The organism is Pseudomonas reactans (assembly GCF_013385825.1).
Classification (GTDB): Bacteria; Pseudomonadota; Gammaproteobacteria; order Pseudomonadales; family Pseudomonadaceae; genus Aquipseudomonas; species Aquipseudomonas reactans.
Window position 1 is genome coordinate 21,499 of the sequence record NZ_JACAPG010000003.1, and the last position, 15,094, is coordinate 36,592.

Sequence of the window (15,094 nt, forward strand, 5' to 3'; positions counted from 1 at the left end):
AACACAGGCCCGCGACAATGGGCAAAGCCCGCTTTAATCCAGCGCTGGCGCCACAAAGGCCTCATGAGAGAACTCACTGGCATGGCGCGATACCCACTCGCGGGCCAGGGCTTCGAGTTGCTGGGGAGTGGGTTCGGCATCTTCGTGCTGGCGGCAGTAGCGCTCTATCCGGCATGCTTGCTCACCCATTCGTGCACCGAACAACGCATGTTCATCGGTAAATGCGACACCGACGCGGTAGCCGTTTTCCACCTTGCGGCACCACGCCACATAGCCCGGGTAACGCGCGCTGGCGCCCAGGGACGGGATGTGCAGATCAACCGCCGTGCCTTCGCGCCAGGCACGTGGCCAATGGCAGGCGATACCACCCAGGCCGGCAGTGTGTAGGCGTTGGCGGGGGATGGCAGGAGAGGGGCGTTGGATTAACTCGACAGCGACATCATCAGGGTGAGGTAAAAAACGACCCATGTACACGGACTCCGAGCACCGTCCAATTGACGGCGGTGGCAGCAGTATAGTGAAGGAACTGGAATTGACCGACCTGGATATTGACCAGCAATTGCTGGGATTGCCAGGTATTTCTCTGGTCGTGTTTACAAGCAGTGGCTGTTCCAGTTGCCGTTGGGCACGCCAGCAGTTACCCGGCTGGTCGCTGCCAGTGGACCGCGTGTGCTGGGTGGATGCCGGGCACAACGGTGGCGCGGTCGAACGCTACCAGATCTTTCATTTGCCGGCGTTGTTCGTGGTGTGCGAGGGTCAGTTTCTCGGGCAATTACAGACGCGCCTTACACGTGTTGACCTAAACGACTCCATCCATCAAGCGCTTACCCGCACTCCAGAGGATCTGCCATGACCGCACAAGCACCCCGCATTGGCATCATCGGCACCGGCGCCATCGGTGGTTTTTATGGATTGATGCTGGCGCGTGCCGGTTTCGATGTGCACTTCCTGTTGCGCAGTGAATACGCGGCGGTCAGCGAGCACGGCCTGCAACTGAATAGCACGGTGCATGGCCCCTTGAACCTGCACCCGGTGCAGGCGTATGCGCGCGCCGCCGATATGCCGCCGTGTGATTGGTTGCTGGTGGGCACCAAATCGACCGGTAACGTCGACCTGGCCCCGACCATCGCCCAAGTTGCCGCCCCGGATGCCAAGGTGGTGCTGCTGCAAAACGGCCTTGATGTCGAAGACAGTCTGCGTGAACACCTGCCAGCGTCCCTGCACCTGCTTGGAGGCCTGTGCTACATCGGTGTGCACCGTTCTGCCCCCGGCGTGATCGAGCATCAGGCGTTGGGCCGGGTCAACCTGGGTTATCACAGTGGCACGGCGGCCAATGACGAGGGCGCGCAAAAGGCGATTGTCGAAGCGGGCGCCGCGCTGTTTCACGCGGCCGGTATCGAGTCCCAGGCCATGGCCAATGTGCATCAGGCCCGTTGGCACAAACTGGTGTGGAACGTGCCCTACAACGGCCTCTCCGTGTTACTCGGTACGGGCACCACGGCGATGATGGCTGACGAATCCAGCCGCGAGCTGATCCAGGCGCTGATGGCCGAAGTGGTGCAGGGCGCTCACGCCTGCGGTCATGAAATCCCCAAGAGTTACGCCGAGCAGATGTTCACCATGACCGAAACCATGGACGACTACCTGCCGAGCATGTACCACGACCACGTGCATAAACGCCCGCTGGAGCTGGCGGCGATCTACGCACGGCCACTCGCTGCCGCCAAGGCTGCCGGTTGCGAGTTGCCGCGGATGCAGGCGCTGTACCAGGCCTTGAGTTTCATTGATCGACATAACCGCTGAGTTAGGGGGCACACTATGGCAAAGGGATTGGGCGACAAACTGGTGCTGGCGATTTCATCAAGGGCACTCTTCGACTTGAGTGACAGCCACAAGGTCTACCTGGCCGAAGGGGTCGAGACCTATCGCCAGTACCAGATCGAACACGAGGAGGAAATCCTCGAGCCCGGTGACGCCTTCCCGCTGGTCAAGAAGCTGCTCAGCCTGAATGCCAGCCTCGGCCGTGCCCGGGTCGAAGTAGTGCTGGTGTCGCGCAACAGTGCGGACACCGGCCTGCGCGTGTTCAATTCAATCCAGCATTACGGCCTGGACATTTCCCGCGCCGCTTTCGTAGGCGGGCGTAGTCCTTATCCTTATCTGGCCGCGTTTGGTTGCCATCTGTTTCTGTCGACCCATGCTGAAGATGTGCGCAGTGCCCTCGATGCCGGGTTTGCGGCGGCGACGATTCTGTCCGGCGGCCCGAACCGCGCTTCCAGCGAAGAACTGCGCATTGCCTTCGACGGCGACGCGGTGTTGTTTTCCGATGAGTCCGAACGCGTCTATCAGGCTGGCGGACTGGAAGCATTCCAGGCCAATGAGCGGGAGTCGGCGCGCCAGCCTTTGCATGGAGGCCCTTTCAAGGGTTTCCTGGCGGCGCTCAACCTGTTGCAGCGCGAGTTTCCGGACGAGGCCTGCCCGATCCGTACCGCCCTGGTCACCGCCCGCTCGGCGCCGTCCCATGAGCGTGTGATTCGTACTTTGCGCGAGTGGGATATTCGTCTGGACGAATCGTTGTTCCTCGGTGGCCTGGAAAAATCGGCGTTCCTGGAAGCGTTTGCCGCCGATGTGTTTTTCGATGACCAGGCCGGGCATTGCGAGAAGGCCATGGAATTCGTCGCCACCGGGCATGTGCCCCATGGCATCAGTAACGAGGTGAAGATCTAAGTCAATCCAAGTCGCCTGGGCACTGCTAAGCTGATTTCATCTCCGCCATCCTGGCAGTTCCAGGGGGTTCTATGATCCGTTCGATGCTGTACGCCACAGACCTCGGTCTGTACGCGCCTTATGTGATGCAACATGCGCTGGCGCTGGCCCGAACGTTCAAGGCGGACCTGTATGTGATTCACGTGGTCGAGCCCATCGGGCTGTTCGCCGAATCGGTGTTACAGAGCTACCTTGATGAGAAGGCCCTGAGTGAATGGCAGAGCCAGGGGCTGACCACGGTAATGGCGACGATCGAGCAACGGGTGCTGGACAGTTTTCGCGAGGAGTTGGGGGACGGCGAGCAAGACCTGAAGTTGATTCGCTCGGTACGGGTGATCCAGGGGGACCCGTGCGAGGTGATTCTCGACCAACTGCGCAAACTTTCCGTGGACCTGTTGATCGTCGGCAGTCATAGCCATGCAACCGCAGCGGCTACTCCGTTGGGGCGCACCGCTGCCCGGGTGCTGCAGCTGTCTACGGTGCCGGTTTATCTGGTGCCTTCGTTGCAGCGTCGCCGCAGTGATGACGTGTGATGGGTGAAAACGATAAAAAGTTCTAGATTTATCCATCGAACCTTTAATATAGTTATATACCGTCGCTGATACCCGTGGCGTCTATCTGCTTTGAGGGACACATATGAAGCTTCAACAACTGCGCTACATCTGGGAAGTGGCGCACCACGACCTCAACGTTTCCGCTACCGCTCAAAGCCTCTACACCTCGCAACCCGGTATCAGCAAGCAGATCCGCCTGCTCGAAGACGAGCTGGGCGTCGAAGTCTTCGCGCGCAGCGGCAAGCACCTGACCCGCGTCACGCCGGCCGGTGAGCGCATCATCACCACCGCCGGTGAGATCCTGCGCAAAGTCGAAAGTATCAAGCAGATCGCCCAGGAATTCTCCAACGAGAAGAAAGGCACCCTGTCCATCGCTACCACCCACACCCAGGCGCGTTATGCCTTGCCGCCGGTGATTCGCGACTTCATCAAGCAGTACCCGGACGTGGCGCTGCACATGCACCAGGGTTCGCCGATGCAGATCGCCGAGATGGCCGCTGATGGCACTGTCGATTTCGCCATCGCCACCGAGGCCTTGGAGCTGTTCGGCGACCTGGTGATGATGCCGTGCTATCGCTGGAACCGTTGCGTGGTCGTGCCTCAAGGTCATCCGTTGGCCAAGCTGCCGAAGTTGACCCTGGAAGCCCTGGCGGAATACCCGATCGTGACTTACGTATTCGGTTTCACCGGCCGTTCCAAGCTCGACGAAGCGTTCAGTCACCGCGGCCTTACGCCGAAAGTGGTATTCACCGCAGCCGACGCCGACGTGATCAAGACTTACGTTCGCCTGGGCTTGGGCGTGGGTATCGTCGCCAAGATGGCGGTCGACACGGCCCTCGACAAAGACTTGGTGGTGTTGGATGCCAGCGAACTGTTCGAGTCCAGCGTGACCAAGATCGGTTTCCGTCGTGGCACCTTCCTGCGTGGCTTCATGTGCGATTTCATCGAGAAGTTCGCGCCGCACCTGACCCGTGAAGTCATGGCCAAGGCGATCCAGTGCCACAACAAGCAGGAACTGGAAGAGTTGTTTGATGGCGTTGAGCTGCCCGTCCATTAAGTGAATGAATGCGATCCACTGTAGGAGCGAGCTTGCTCGCGAAAATCGTCAACGATAACGCAGGGGGCCAGGATTCACGCGGCGTGCTTGCGTTCTTCGCGAGCAAGCTCGCTCCTACAGGTTATTTGGCGTCGGTAACCGTGAAGTGCTGCCGAGCACCCGCCACCAGAATCTCCACCTCATCGCCTTCGAACTTGCCCATCAGGCTTTTGCCCAGCGGCGAGCGCGGGGTGATGACGGTGACCGGTTGCCCGACCACATCCACTTTCAAACCTGCAGCATCTGGCGCCAAAAACAGCCATTGCTGGCGACTGTTCTCGTCTTCCAGGCCCAGTAGCGCGCCAATTTCTATACCGCGTTGATCATCGTAGGCCCGCAGCTGCATGTTCTGGCACAACACCAACGCCTGCTTGATCTCCTCCACGCGTTTGGCTTGCCCCGCCGCCAGGTAGGAAGCCTCCAACCCCAGGGTGTCGTATTTGTTCTCCGCGATGTTTTCTTCGTGGGTCGCGGTTTCGTAAGCGGTCTGCGCTGCGCGTTGGGCAATGTCGAGATCGAGGGTGAGCTTCTCTAATACAAGCTGGTGGACGGCGTGTTTATTCATGAGTCATCAATCACAGAATTGCAGGACATTCGCCCGGGTCTTTTCGTTGGGCGCGTTCTGGTCCTGTTGCAGCCAGAACTGGCATTTGGGGTTGGACAGGTTGCGCGCATTGTTGCGGGCCTGGTCCAGGGTTTGCTGCTGTTCCTGCTTCTGCAGGTTCTGCTGGTACTGCTCGAACATGCGGTTTGGTGGTTCAGGTGTCACCGTCGCAGGTTTGCCCAACTGCTGCACCGCCTGGGCCACCGGCGCCACGCTCTGCGGGAACAGGTAGCGTGAAGCCAGCCAAGCCGTTAGCGCGAGGGCGATAAACCCCAACCACACGCCAAACGCGATGGAAGCACTGAGCTTGAACAGCGACAACGGACGATCAGACATGATGCCCTCCTGGCAGGCATAAACGGCGTGGCGGCGATTGTCGCACAGCCACTGTGCAGAATAATCGCGATCAAGCCTTCTGCATCCGCGCATTTATGCGGACAATCGAGCCTTTGAGCGCTGGAGCCCGGAATGAAAGCCCGCTGGGATATTTTTTGTAGCGTCGTCGATAACTACGGCGACATCGGCGTCACCTGGCGCCTTGCCCGGCAGTTGGTGGCGGAGCACCGCTGCGATGTACGCTTGTGGGTCGATGACTTGCGGGCATTCGAGCGCATGTGCCCGGCAATCGATGTGCGGCAAGACCTGCAATGGCAAGAAGGTGTCGAAGTGCGCCATTGGCCGGCCGCGTGGGTGAGTGTGCCGGCGGCGGAGGTAGTGATTGCCGCGTTTGCCTGTCAGTTGCCGCCCGACTATATGGAAGCCATGGCCGAGCGCGAACGTGTGCCGTTGTGGATGAACCTGGATTACCTGAGTGCCGAAGAGTGGGTGGTGGGCTGTCATCGCCTGCCGTCGGTGAAATTCAAAGGCGTGCAGAAGTACTTTTTCTTTCCTGGGTTCCGACCCGGCACCGGCGGCCTGTTGCGTGAGGCGGGATTGTTGGAGCAGCGTAGGGCGTTTCAGCAGGATGCCGGTGCACAGCGGGACTTCCTGCAAGCCTTGGGCATAGTTCCCGCAGCCGACGCACGGCTAATCTCACTGTTCGCCTACGAAAACGCCGGGCTGGCCAGCTGGCTGGACGTGTTATCGACGGACGGGCGTGCCACTCATCTGTTGGTTCCTGAGGGACGTATCCTGGGCGATGTGCAGCGCTGGCTTGGTGTGGACCCGCTGGTCGCAGGGGATATCCAGCAGCGCGGATCGCTGACGGTGCAAGTCATCGCCTTCGTACGCCAGGAACAATACGACCACTTGCTGTGGTGCTGCGACTTCAATGCCGTGCGCGGCGAAGACTCGTTCGTGCGTGCCCAATGGGCCGGGCGTCCGCTGTTGTGGCACATCTACCGACAGGATGAAGACATCCATCTCGACAAGCTCGATGCCTTCCTGGCGCTGTACACCGCCAACTTATCACCGGCGGCCAGGGCTGCCGTAATCGGGCTCTGGCAAGCCTGGAACACCGAGGCCGACATGGCCCAACCGTGGAAAATGCTGCTGGAACACTGGCCTGAAGTGAATCTGCATGCCGAAACATGGTGTCTGGAACAAGGCTTGCAGGCCGATCTTGCGACGGCGCTGGTGCAGTTTTATGAAAGTTGGATATGATACGCCACCTTGAATTTTGTAAATCCCATCCAAATTTCGGATATATGCAATGAAAACTGGTAAAGAACTGAAACCCGGTACAGTGATCCGTCTCGAAAACGACCCTTGGCTGGTTCAGAAAGCTGAGTTCACCAAGTCTGGTCGTAACAGCGCAATCATGAAGACCAAGCTGAAGAACCTGCTGACCGGTTACAAGACCGAGATCGTCTACAGCGCCGATGACAAACTGGACGACGTGATCCTCGACCGTAAAGAAGCGACCCTGTCCTTCATCAGCGGCGACACCTACACGTTCATGGATACCACCGACTACACCATGTACGAGCTGAACGCTGAAGATATCGAAGCCGTTCTGCCGTTCATCGAAGAAGGCATGGAAGACGTCTGCGAAGCTATTTTCTTCGAAGAGCGCCTGGTTTCCGTAGAGCTGCCGACCACCATCGTGCGTAAAGTGGCCTACACCGAAGGTTCCGCTCGCGGTGACACTTCGGGCAAGGTGATGAAGCCTGCCAAGCTGAGCAACGGTACCGAACTGCAAGTCGCCGATTTCATCGAAATCGACGACCTGATCGAGATCGACACCCGCGAAGGTGGTTCGTACAAAGGTCGCGCCAAGAAGTAATTCTGGCCCTGCCGATACGAAAAAAGCCCGACCTTGAGTCGGGCTTTTTCATGGGCGTCACTTTTTACTTCAAGCGTTGCTTCAATTCATCCGAGGCCTGGAGCAGTGCCGAACGCACCGCCGGGACCTGGCTGACTACGTTGAGCAAACCGTAGTCGTGGATCATGCCGTTGTAGCGCACGGCGGTCACCGGTACACCGGCGGCGTCCAGCTTGCGGGCATAGGCTTCGCCCTCATCACGTAGCACGTCGGCGCCGGCGGTCTGGATCAGTGCGGGCGGCAAGCCTTTCAACTGATCGGTGCTGGCCCGCAGCGGCGAGGCGTAGATCTCGGCGCGCTGCTTGGCGTCGGTGGTGTAGTTGTCCCAGAACCACTTCATCATGTTGCGGGTAAGGAAGTGCCCTTCGGCATATTGGTTGTAGGAACCGGTGTCGAAGTTGGCGTCGGTCACCGGCCATAACAGCACTTGGAACTTGATGGCCGGGGTGCCCTTGTCCTTGGCCATCAGGCTGACGACCGCCGCCATATTGCCGCCGACACTGTTGCCCGCGACCGCCAGGCGCTTGCCATCGACGTTGATCTCTTGGCCATGCTCGGCCACCCATTTTGTGGCGCCGTAGGCCTGGTTGATCGCCACCGGATAATGCGCTTCCGGCGAAGGCGTGTAATTGACGAACACCGCTACCGCCCCCGAACCCACGACCAGGTCCCGCACCAGGCGTTCATGCGTTGGGTAATCCCCCAGCACCCAGCCGCCACCGTGGAAGAACATGAACACCGGCAATGTGCCCTTGACCCCGGCCGGACGCACGATGGTCAGGTCCAGCGGCTTGCCATCGACCTGGATGGTCTTCTGGCTCACCTCTGCGGCTGGCAAGGTCAGCTTCACACCGGCCTGGGCGCCGGTCAGAACAGCACGGGCATCCTTGGGCGTCAGTTGTTCCATCGGTTTGCCGGTGCCGGCGTTCAACACATCCAGAAACGCCTGGGTGTTGTGTTCAACGTCACTTGGCGCCGCAAAGGCGTGGGTGACGGACAGGGCGAGCAGGGTGCCGGTGAGTGCTTTACCAATTGTGTTCATTGCGTTCTCCAGGGGCGGCCGAGGTCATTTAGACAGTCACGTGCAGGCGTACATCGACGTTGCCACGGGTGGCGTTGGAGTACGGGCAGACTTGGTGAGCGGCGTCGACCAGGCTTTGCGCGTCGTCTTGAGCCAGGCCGGGCAGGCTGATGTGCAGGTCGATATCCAGACCGAAACCACCGGGGATCTGGCCAATGCCGACGTGGGCAGTGATCGATGCGTCATCCGGGATTTTACGTTTGGTCTGGCTGGCGACGAATTTCAGGGCGCCGATGAAGCAGGCCGAGTAGCCGGCAGCAAACAGTTGTTCAGGGTTGGTGGCCTGGCCACCGGCACCGCCCAATTCTTTGGGGGTGGAGAGTTTGACGTCGAGAATGTTGTCGTTGGAAACAGCACGACCATCACGGCCGCCGGTGGCGGTAGCTACTGCGGTATAGAGCGTTTGCATGGCGTTTTCCTCAGGGTTATTAGCGCTAAATGTTTGCGCGCTAAGTAGTTGGTGAGGCGAATGTATAGCGCTAATGTTTTGCGCGCAAGATAAATTTTAAAATTTTTTCAGCTTTAGGCGGTGACCTGTAGGAGCTGGCTTGCCGGCGATTGCGTTGTATCAGATGTACCGCAATCGCCGGCAAGCCGGCTCCTACAAGGGAAGGGGACTAAACGCTACCTTGCAGGTTGGTGCGCAAGGCAATCAGGTCGCCCTGCAACTTGCGCAATTGCTCCAGCTCCAGGCCGCTGGCGCCGAGGATGCACTGGGGTATGCCCATGGCCCTGTCCTGCAGGGCGCGGCCGGCATCGGTCAACTCCACGACCACCACGCGTTCATCTTCGCGGCTGCGGGTACGGCTGAGCAGGCCTTCAGCTTCCAGGCGCTTGAGCAGCGGTGTCAGCGAACCCGGATCGGTCAGCAGCCGACTGCTGATTTCGCCGACGGTCAAACCATCCTCTTCCCACAGCACCATCATGGCCAGGTACTGCGGGTAGGTCAGGCCCAGCGCTTGCAGCAGTGGCTTGTAGACCTTGGTCATCAGTAGCGAGGTGGAGTGCAGGGCGAAACACAGCTGGTTGTCCAGCATCAGTGATTCGCAAGGATCGGGGTTTTTGCTCATGACGGTGCCTCCGGAAAACGTATCTGGGCTGGAATCTAGCGGGCAAATCTTTAATGCGCCAGATAATTCTGTCCAAGCGGTCAGACCAAGCCACTTTGCAAGGCCAGGTCCCAGGGTGGCACCGGGCTGAAACGGGTTTTGAGGTATTCCAACAACAAGCGGCTGCGTGCGTTGGGTTGCTGTTCCAGGCGCAGCGCATAGATCCCGGTGGTTTCCGGGCTGGGCAGGCCATTTTCGCAAAACAGCGGCAGCAGTTCGCCGCGCACCAGGTATTCACTGGCCAGCCACGTGGGCAGGTGGGCAATGCCCAGTCCGGCCAGGGCGCCGGACAGCAAGGCTTCGGCGTTGTTGGCACTCATGCGGATGCGACGCGGGCGGTATGTGGCGCGGCGTCCATCCATTTCAAAGCGCCAGGCGAATGTAGGCGCCAGGCCGTCCCAGTCCAACCCGTCGTGTTCGCTCAGCTCCCGAGGGTGGTTGGGCGTGCCACGGCTTTTCAGATAGGCCGGGCTGGCACAGGCGACACGCACGATGCTCGCCAGGGGTGTGGCGATCAGCCGTGTGTCGACGAGATGCCCGGCACGCAGCACCAGATCAACCTTGCCCAGGTGTGCGCCTTGCATGTCCACAAAGCTGTCGATCAGATGCAGGTGCACATCCAACCCGGGGTAGACGTTCAGGAAGTCGGCAATCACCGGCGCCAGGTGTCGTCGACCGAAGGCCGCTGGCGCATCCACCCGAATCAGGCCCTCCGGCGCATGGCTCAAAGACACCGCCTCGGCACGTGCCAACTGCAACTCGCTGACGATCCGCCGCGCCCGCTCGGCAAAGGCCAAACCCGCCGGGGTCGCCACCACCGCGTGAGTACTGCGCTGGAACAAGCGGCTGCCCACCGAGCTTTCCAGGCTGTCGATACGCCGCGCCACGGCAGAGGGCGTCAACGGATGACGGCGTGCAGCAGCGGAAAAACTGCCGGTTTCCAGCACGTCGAGAAACAGGCTCAGTTGATCAGTCAGGGTATTCGGGTTCATCGAAAGATCGCTTATGCGAGATTGGCACAACCATTGTGCGTTGCTGTGCGTTTCCGTGCCAGCGTCGACTGCGTAGCATGCAAGGCTTGGGATTGCGGAGTAACAAGCGGTGTTGGATTTAGCGATGTACCTGGTATTGGGCGCGGCCCTCGGCACGGTGGGCGGCCTGTTTGGTATTGGCGGCGGGCTGATCGCGATCCCGGTGCTGGGCGTGTTATTCGGTCTCGATCAACAGTTGGCCCAAGGCACGGCGCTGGTCATGGTGGTGCCCAACGTGATGCTGGCGCTGTGGCGCTATCACCAGCGCAACCGTATCGAACTGCGCCATGCGCTGCCATTGGGTGTGATGGGGTTCAGTTTTGCCTGGCTCGGATCGATCTGGGCGGTCGGCCTGGACGCGGGCGCAATGCGCATCGGCTTTATTGCCTTCCTGCTGACACTCTCGGCCTACAACCTGGTGCGCATGTTCACCCGCAACGCACCGCCGACGGCGCAGATGCGTTACTCCTGGCCGTGGCTCGGGGTGCTCGGCGCTGCCTCCGGCTCCATGGGCGGTTTGTTCGGCGTCGGCGGTGCAGTGGTTGCTACGCCCGTGCTAACCAGTGTGTTCGGCACCACCCAAGTGATTGCCCAAGGCCTGTCCCTGGCCCTGGCATTGCCGAGTACCGGCGTGACACTGGTGACCTACGCTTGGCATCAGGAAGTGGATTGGATGATCGGCGTGCCCTTGGCCGTCGGTGGTCTGCTCAGTATCAGTTGGGGCGTGAAAGTCGCCCATGCCCTGCCAGAGCGCGTACTGCGCGGGCTGTTCTGCGGCTTCCTGGTGGTGTGCGCGGTGATGCTGACCTTTAAAGTCTGAAACCTTCGATGATGTAGTCCGCCAGGCAATCGGTGATGGGCGAATTCATCCGCGTGTTGCGCAGCAAATGCAGATTCATTGACGGCAAGGGCGGGAAACCCTCGTCGCGGCCGAGTATGCGCAGGTCATCGGTCACCAGGCTTTCCATGCTGACCATCACCGCCAGGCCCGCATTGACCACGGCCTGGATCGCCGACACGTTGGAGCTGTGATAGGCCAGGCGGTAATCGCGTCCGGCCGCGTCCAATGCTGAACGGGCCCACTGGGTGTACAGGCAGTCAGTGCCGGACATCGCCAGGGGCAGCGAGTCGTGCTCGTCGCTGCAGAAGCACGGCGCTGCCGCCCACACCATGCGCTCCGTGCGCAACAGTTCACCGATCTCATTGCCAGGCTCGCGGCTGACAACGGTCAGTGCCAAATCCCGCCGCTGCATCAGTACCGTTGACGCCTCGCAGTGCATCTCGATCTGGATCAGCGGGTATGCCTTGGAGAACTGCTTGAGAATCCCAGGGAGGAACCGCATCACGTAGTCATCCGGCGTGCCGATGCGCACCAGGCCCACCATATGCGGCTCACGCAGGGTGTTGAACACCTCACTGTGCAGCTTCAGGATGCGCCGCGCATAACCCAGCAACACTTGGCCCTCAGGCGTCAGCCGAACCTGCCGGCCATCGCGCTCGAACAGCTTGCGCTGCAATACGTCTTCCTCCAGGCGCTTCATCTGCATGCTCACCGCCGACTGGGTGCGGTTTACGAGTTCGCCAGCGCGGGTGAAACCGCCCTGGTCGGCGATGGCGACGAAGGTGCGCAGCACTTCGGTGTCGATGCTCGGGAAGCTGGACAATAGATCAATCTCTGAGATGTATTGCATAAGAAACATTCGTTGGATTGATCTTAAGCCCAGGCACACACTTGCGCCATCCCCACTGGAGGGCGAGAAGATGAAAGGTCAAAGAGGTTTTGTGTTGATGGCGAAACGTCCGTTTGCCGGGTTGTTTCACAAGATTGCCCGGTGGCAGGCGCTGCATGAGGAGCGCCAGATGCTGGCGACCTTGAGTGATGATGCGCTCAAGGATATCGGTGTCACTCGCGGTGATGTCGAGCACGAGCGCCACCTGCATTTCTGGCAGGATCCGCTGCGAAAATGATCGCGGATGCAGTAGGGTAGTCGGCGAGCCCCCACGGAGAACCCCATGCCCGCCAACCTGTCTTTTTCACTCAAGCAAGCACGACGCATGGCGCTGGCGGCCCAGGGTTTTTCCGGGCGCCAGGCGCCGGCATTGATCAAGGCTGCACACCTCAATCGCATGATCGAGCGCTTGGGTGTGTTGCAGATTGATTCGGTCAATGCCGTGGTGCGTTCCCATTACCTGCCGTTGTTTTCCCGTCTGGGCAACTACTCCCCGTTGATGCTTGAACAGGCCGCCTGGAGTCAGGGGCGACGGCGTTCGCTGTTTGAGTATTGGGGGCATGAAGCCTCTTTGCTGCCGATGGCGTTGTACCCGTTGATGCGCTGGCGTATGCAGCGGGCGCAGCAGGGGCAGGGCATCTATTCGCAGATGGCGCGTTTTGGCCGTGAGCAGCAAGCCACCATTCAGCGGGTGTTGCAGACGGTCGAGCAGCAAGGCGCATTGGGGGCTGGCAGTTTGTCGACCCGTGAGGAGCGCGCCGGTCCGTGGTGGGACTGGAGCGATGAAAAACACGCGCTTGAATGGTTGTTTGCCGCCGGCTTGGTCACGGTTGCCGGCCGACGCGGTTTTGAGCGGCTCTATGATTTGCCGGAGCGGGTCATCCCCGGCGATATCCTTCAAACCGCTGTGACTGAAGCCCCAGCCCAGCGTGGTTTGTTGCTGCACAGCGCCACCGCGTTGGGCGTGGGCACCGAAAAAGACCTGCGCGACTACTTCCGCCTCGATCCGGCCGACAGCCGCATTCGTCTTGCCGAACTGGTGGAGGACGGTCAACTGTGGGTTTGCCAAGTGCAAGGCTGGAAACAGCTGGCTTACTGCCTGCCCGATCCGAAAGTGCCGCGCAAAGTACCGGCCAGTGCGTTGCTGTCGCCGTTCGATTCGTTGGTCTGGGAGCGCAGCCGGACTGAGCGTCTGTTTGATTTCCGCTACCGGCTGGAGATCTACACCCCGCAAGACAAACGGGTGTATGGCTATTACGTGCTGCCGTTTTTGCACAATGAACGAATTGCTGCGCGTGTGGACCTGCGCGCCGAACGCGCCAATGGGCGCCTCGCGGTGCACGCGGTGCATGAGGAGGAACCGGGCTTGGATGATGAGGGGATGGCGGCGCTGGCGTCGAACCTGTTGCAAATGGCCGGCTGGCTTGGACTGGAACAGGTCCAGCTCAATTGCCAGCGGCCAAGTGCCGACCGGTTGAGGGCGGCTATGTTGTTCAGCGCTTGACCTGTTTCAGGGTCTCGGCAATCAGAAACGCCAATTCCAGCGACTGATCGGCATTCATCCGTGGGTCGCAGTGGGTGTGATACCGATCCGACAAGCCATCCTCGGTGATCGGTCGCGCGCCGCCGATGCATTCGGTGACGTTCTGCCCGGTCATCTCGATATGAATCCCGCCGGCATAAGTGCCCTCGGCCTGATGCACCTGGAAGAAATCCTTCACTTCACCCAGGATCTGCGCAAAGTCGCGGGTCTTGTAGCCACTGCTGGCCTTGATGGTGTTGCCGTGCATCGGGTCGGAACTCCACAGCACCTGCTTGCCTTCGCGCTGCACGGCGCGAATCAGGCCTGGCAGGTGATCACCGACCTTGCCGGCGCCCATGCGCGCGATCAGGTTGAGGCGGCCGGGGTCGTTGTCCGGGTTGAGGATGTCGATCAGGCGGATCAGGTCATCCGGGTTCATGCTCGGGCCGACCTTGACCCCGATCGGGTTGTTCACGCCACGCAGGAATTCGACGTGGGCGCCATCCAGCTGGCGGGTGCGGTCGCCAATCCACAGCATGTGCGCGGAGCAATCGTAGTAATCGTTGGTCAGGCTGTCGCGGCGCACGAAGGCTTGTTCGTAGTTGAGCAGCAGCGCTTCGTGGGCGGTGAAGAAGCTGGTTTCGCGCAGTTGCGGCGAGCTGTCCATGCCGCAGGCGCGCATGAAGGCCAGGGTTTCGTCAATACGGTCGGCCAGTTGGCTGTACTTCTCGGCCAGCGCTGAGTTGGCGATGAAATCCAGGTTCCACTTGTGCACCTGGTGCAGGTCGGCAAAACCGCCCTGTGCAAAGGCGCGCAGCAGGTTGAGGGTGGCGGTGGACTGGTGATAGGACTGCAGCAGGCGGTCCGGGTCCGGCACGCGGCTTTTTTCGTCGAAACCGATACCGTTGACGATATCGCCACGGTAGGCGGGCAGGGTGATGCCGTCGATGGTTTCATCGTTGGCCGAACGCGGTTTGGCGAACTGACCCGCCATGCGCCCGACTTTCACCACCGGGCAGCCGGCGGCAAAGGTCATCACGATCGCCATCTGCAGCAGCACCTTGAAGGTGTCGCGGATCTTCGCCGCAGAGAACTCGGCGAAGCTCTCGGCGCAATCGCCGCCTTGCAGCAGGAACGCGCGGCCCTGGGTCACTTCGGCAAACTGACGACGCAACTCGCGGGCTTCCCCGGCAAACACCAGTGGCGGGTAGCTGGCCAGGTTCTGCTCCACTTGCAACAAGTGCGCAGCGTCCGGGTACTGGGGTTGTTGCTGGATCGGCAGGGCGCGCCAGCTGTCGGGGCTCCAGGGTTGGCTCATCATGAACTCGATTGGCTGATTGA

19 protein-coding genes are annotated in these 15,094 nt (G+C 60.4%); 10 read left to right on the forward strand and 9 right to left on the reverse strand.

Going from position 1 to position 15,094, the window contains the following annotated elements; translation table 11 throughout:
* Positions 1-33: 33 nt before the first annotated feature.
* The gene (locus HX868_RS03215) at positions 34-468 is read right to left on the reverse strand and encodes a PilZ domain-containing protein (RefSeq protein ID WP_016975371.1); all 435 of its coding nucleotides are present in this window, start codon (positions 466-468) and stop codon (positions 34-36) included.
* Here HX868_RS03215 and HX868_RS03220 point away from each other — a divergent pair.
* From HX868_RS03220 to cysB, 5 genes are all read left to right on the forward strand, one after another.
* Complete coding sequence (locus HX868_RS03220) at positions 467-853, forward strand: YbbN family protein (protein ID WP_177001902.1); 387 nt, start codon at positions 467-469, stop codon at positions 851-853. The genes HX868_RS03215 and HX868_RS03220 overlap by 2 nt on opposite strands.
* Positions 850-1,803 (forward strand): putative 2-dehydropantoate 2-reductase, encoded by a 954-nt coding sequence (locus HX868_RS03225; protein WP_177001903.1) that lies wholly within the window; start codon positions 850-852, stop codon positions 1,801-1,803. The genes HX868_RS03220 and HX868_RS03225 overlap by 4 nt, the downstream gene beginning before the upstream one ends.
* 15 nt (positions 1,804-1,818) lie before the next feature.
* Positions 1,819-2,724: a 5'-nucleotidase gene (locus HX868_RS03230; RefSeq protein WP_016975374.1), complete on the forward strand. Its 906-nt coding sequence runs from the start codon at positions 1,819-1,821 to the stop codon at positions 2,722-2,724.
* A 71-nt stretch (positions 2,725-2,795) separates the two neighbouring features.
* Positions 2,796-3,296, forward strand: coding sequence for a universal stress protein (locus tag HX868_RS03235; protein WP_058427971.1), 501 nt, complete (start codon positions 2,796-2,798; stop codon positions 3,294-3,296).
* A 103-nt stretch (positions 3,297-3,399) separates the two neighbouring features.
* Complete coding sequence (cysB, locus tag HX868_RS03240) at positions 3,400-4,374, forward strand: HTH-type transcriptional regulator CysB (protein ID WP_012722988.1); 975 nt, start codon at positions 3,400-3,402, stop codon at positions 4,372-4,374.
* 121 nt (positions 4,375-4,495) lie between these two features.
* On the opposite strand, the gene HX868_RS03245 is transcribed toward cysB, so the two are convergent.
* Both HX868_RS03245 and HX868_RS03250 read right to left on the reverse strand, forming a co-directional pair.
* The gene (locus HX868_RS03245; protein ID WP_177001904.1) at positions 4,496-4,978 is read right to left on the reverse strand and encodes a GreA/GreB family elongation factor; all 483 of its coding nucleotides are present in this window, start codon (positions 4,976-4,978) and stop codon (positions 4,496-4,498) included.
* A gap of 6 nt (positions 4,979-4,984) precedes the next feature.
* Positions 4,985-5,353: a hypothetical protein gene (locus HX868_RS03250; RefSeq protein WP_025999662.1), complete on the reverse strand. Its 369-nt coding sequence runs from the start codon at positions 5,351-5,353 to the stop codon at positions 4,985-4,987.
* Positions 5,354-5,485: 132 nt separating this feature from the next.
* Between HX868_RS03250 and earP the strand changes: the two genes are divergently transcribed.
* Both earP and HX868_RS03260 read left to right on the forward strand, forming a co-directional pair.
* Positions 5,486-6,619, forward strand: coding sequence for an elongation factor P maturation arginine rhamnosyltransferase EarP (earP, locus tag HX868_RS03255; protein WP_177001905.1), 1,134 nt, complete (start codon positions 5,486-5,488; stop codon positions 6,617-6,619).
* Positions 6,620-6,668: 49 nt separating this feature from the next.
* Entirely contained in the window at positions 6,669-7,241 is a 573-nt protein-coding gene (locus HX868_RS03260) for an elongation factor P (RefSeq protein ID WP_003172723.1), read from the forward strand.
* Positions 7,242-7,305: 64 nt separating this feature from the next.
* Here HX868_RS03260 and HX868_RS03265 read toward each other — a convergent pair whose 3' ends face one another.
* The 4 genes from HX868_RS03265 to HX868_RS03280 all read right to left on the reverse strand — a co-directional run bounded on the left by HX868_RS03265 (position 7,306) and on the right by HX868_RS03280 (position 10,462).
* Complete coding sequence (locus HX868_RS03265) at positions 7,306-8,322, reverse strand: alpha/beta hydrolase (RefSeq protein WP_177001906.1); 1,017 nt, start codon at positions 8,320-8,322, stop codon at positions 7,306-7,308.
* A gap of 28 nt (positions 8,323-8,350) precedes the next feature.
* On the reverse strand, positions 8,351-8,770 hold the full coding sequence (locus HX868_RS03270; RefSeq protein WP_010211852.1) for an organic hydroperoxide resistance protein: 420 nt from the start codon (positions 8,768-8,770) through the stop codon (positions 8,351-8,353).
* A 208-nt stretch (positions 8,771-8,978) separates the two neighbouring features.
* Complete coding sequence (locus tag HX868_RS03275) at positions 8,979-9,431, reverse strand: MarR family winged helix-turn-helix transcriptional regulator (protein WP_177001907.1); 453 nt, start codon at positions 9,429-9,431, stop codon at positions 8,979-8,981.
* A gap of 80 nt (positions 9,432-9,511) precedes the next feature.
* Positions 9,512-10,462 carry a LysR family transcriptional regulator gene (locus HX868_RS03280; RefSeq protein WP_177001908.1) on the reverse strand — a complete coding sequence of 317 codons (951 nt, stop codon included), beginning with the start codon at positions 10,460-10,462 and terminating at the stop codon, positions 9,512-9,514.
* A 109-nt stretch (positions 10,463-10,571) separates the two neighbouring features.
* Here HX868_RS03280 and HX868_RS03285 point away from each other — a divergent pair, with 109 nt between their 5' ends.
* Positions 10,572-11,321, forward strand: a complete 750-nt coding sequence (locus HX868_RS03285; protein ID WP_177001909.1) for a TSUP family transporter — start codon at positions 10,572-10,574, stop codon at positions 11,319-11,321.
* Here HX868_RS03285 and HX868_RS03290 read toward each other — a convergent pair.
* A complete protein-coding gene (locus HX868_RS03290; protein ID WP_095015273.1) occupies positions 11,311-12,192 on the reverse strand; it encodes a LysR family transcriptional regulator in 882 nt (293 codons plus the stop codon). The genes HX868_RS03285 and HX868_RS03290 overlap by 11 nt on opposite strands.
* A 70-nt stretch (positions 12,193-12,262) precedes the next feature.
* Between HX868_RS03290 and HX868_RS03295 the strand changes: the two genes are divergently transcribed.
* On the forward strand, positions 12,263-12,469 hold the full coding sequence (locus tag HX868_RS03295) for a DUF1127 domain-containing protein (protein WP_025999664.1): 207 nt from the start codon (positions 12,263-12,265) through the stop codon (positions 12,467-12,469).
* 45 nt (positions 12,470-12,514) lie between these two features.
* Positions 12,515-13,735 carry a winged helix-turn-helix domain-containing protein gene (locus HX868_RS03300; RefSeq protein ID WP_177001910.1) on the forward strand — a complete coding sequence of 407 codons (1,221 nt, stop codon included), beginning with the start codon at positions 12,515-12,517 and terminating at the stop codon, positions 13,733-13,735.
* Here the strand turns inward: HX868_RS03300 and HX868_RS03305 are convergent.
* On the reverse strand, positions 13,725-15,071 hold the full coding sequence (locus HX868_RS03305; protein ID WP_016975387.1) for a class II 3-deoxy-7-phosphoheptulonate synthase: 1,347 nt from the start codon (positions 15,069-15,071) through the stop codon (positions 13,725-13,727). The two genes, HX868_RS03300 and HX868_RS03305, sit on opposite strands and share 11 nt — an antisense overlap.
* Positions 15,072-15,094 lie beyond the last annotated feature (23 nt).

Excerpts from the sequence above, each read along its gene's own strand:
- HX868_RS03220 (WP_177001902.1), top strand. The coding sequence starts at position 467 with ATGTACACGGACTCCGAGCACCGTCCAATTGACGGCGGTGGCAGCAGT.
- HX868_RS03215 (WP_016975371.1), bottom strand. The coding sequence starts at position 468 with ATGGGTCGTTTTTTACCTCACCCTGATGATGTCGCTGTCGAGTTAATC.
- HX868_RS03225 (WP_177001903.1), top strand. The coding sequence starts at position 850 with ATGACCGCACAAGCACCCCGCATTGGCATCATCGGCACCGGCGCCATC.
- HX868_RS03230 (WP_016975374.1), top strand. The coding sequence starts at position 1,819 with ATGGCAAAGGGATTGGGCGACAAACTGGTGCTGGCGATTTCATCAAGG.
- HX868_RS03235 (WP_058427971.1), top strand. The coding sequence starts at position 2,796 with ATGATCCGTTCGATGCTGTACGCCACAGACCTCGGTCTGTACGCGCCT.
- cysB (WP_012722988.1), top strand. The coding sequence starts at position 3,400 with ATGAAGCTTCAACAACTGCGCTACATCTGGGAAGTGGCGCACCACGAC.
- HX868_RS03245 (WP_177001904.1), bottom strand. The coding sequence starts at position 4,978 with ATGAATAAACACGCCGTCCACCAGCTTGTATTAGAGAAGCTCACCCTC.
- HX868_RS03250 (WP_025999662.1), bottom strand. The coding sequence starts at position 5,353 with ATGTCTGATCGTCCGTTGTCGCTGTTCAAGCTCAGTGCTTCCATCGCG.
- earP (WP_177001905.1), top strand. The coding sequence starts at position 5,486 with ATGAAAGCCCGCTGGGATATTTTTTGTAGCGTCGTCGATAACTACGGC.
- HX868_RS03260 (WP_003172723.1), top strand. The coding sequence starts at position 6,669 with ATGAAAACTGGTAAAGAACTGAAACCCGGTACAGTGATCCGTCTCGAA.
- HX868_RS03265 (WP_177001906.1), bottom strand. The coding sequence starts at position 8,322 with ATGAACACAATTGGTAAAGCACTCACCGGCACCCTGCTCGCCCTGTCC.
- HX868_RS03270 (WP_010211852.1), bottom strand. The coding sequence starts at position 8,770 with ATGCAAACGCTCTATACCGCAGTAGCTACCGCCACCGGCGGCCGTGAT.
- HX868_RS03275 (WP_177001907.1), bottom strand. The coding sequence starts at position 9,431 with ATGAGCAAAAACCCCGATCCTTGCGAATCACTGATGCTGGACAACCAG.
- HX868_RS03280 (WP_177001908.1), bottom strand. The coding sequence starts at position 10,462 with ATGAACCCGAATACCCTGACTGATCAACTGAGCCTGTTTCTCGACGTG.
- HX868_RS03290 (WP_095015273.1), bottom strand. The coding sequence starts at position 12,192 with ATGCAATACATCTCAGAGATTGATCTATTGTCCAGCTTCCCGAGCATC.
- HX868_RS03295 (WP_025999664.1), top strand. The coding sequence starts at position 12,263 with ATGAAAGGTCAAAGAGGTTTTGTGTTGATGGCGAAACGTCCGTTTGCC.
- HX868_RS03300 (WP_177001910.1), top strand. The coding sequence starts at position 12,515 with ATGCCCGCCAACCTGTCTTTTTCACTCAAGCAAGCACGACGCATGGCG.
- HX868_RS03305 (WP_016975387.1), bottom strand. The coding sequence starts at position 15,071 with ATGAGCCAACCCTGGAGCCCCGACAGCTGGCGCGCCCTGCCGATCCAG.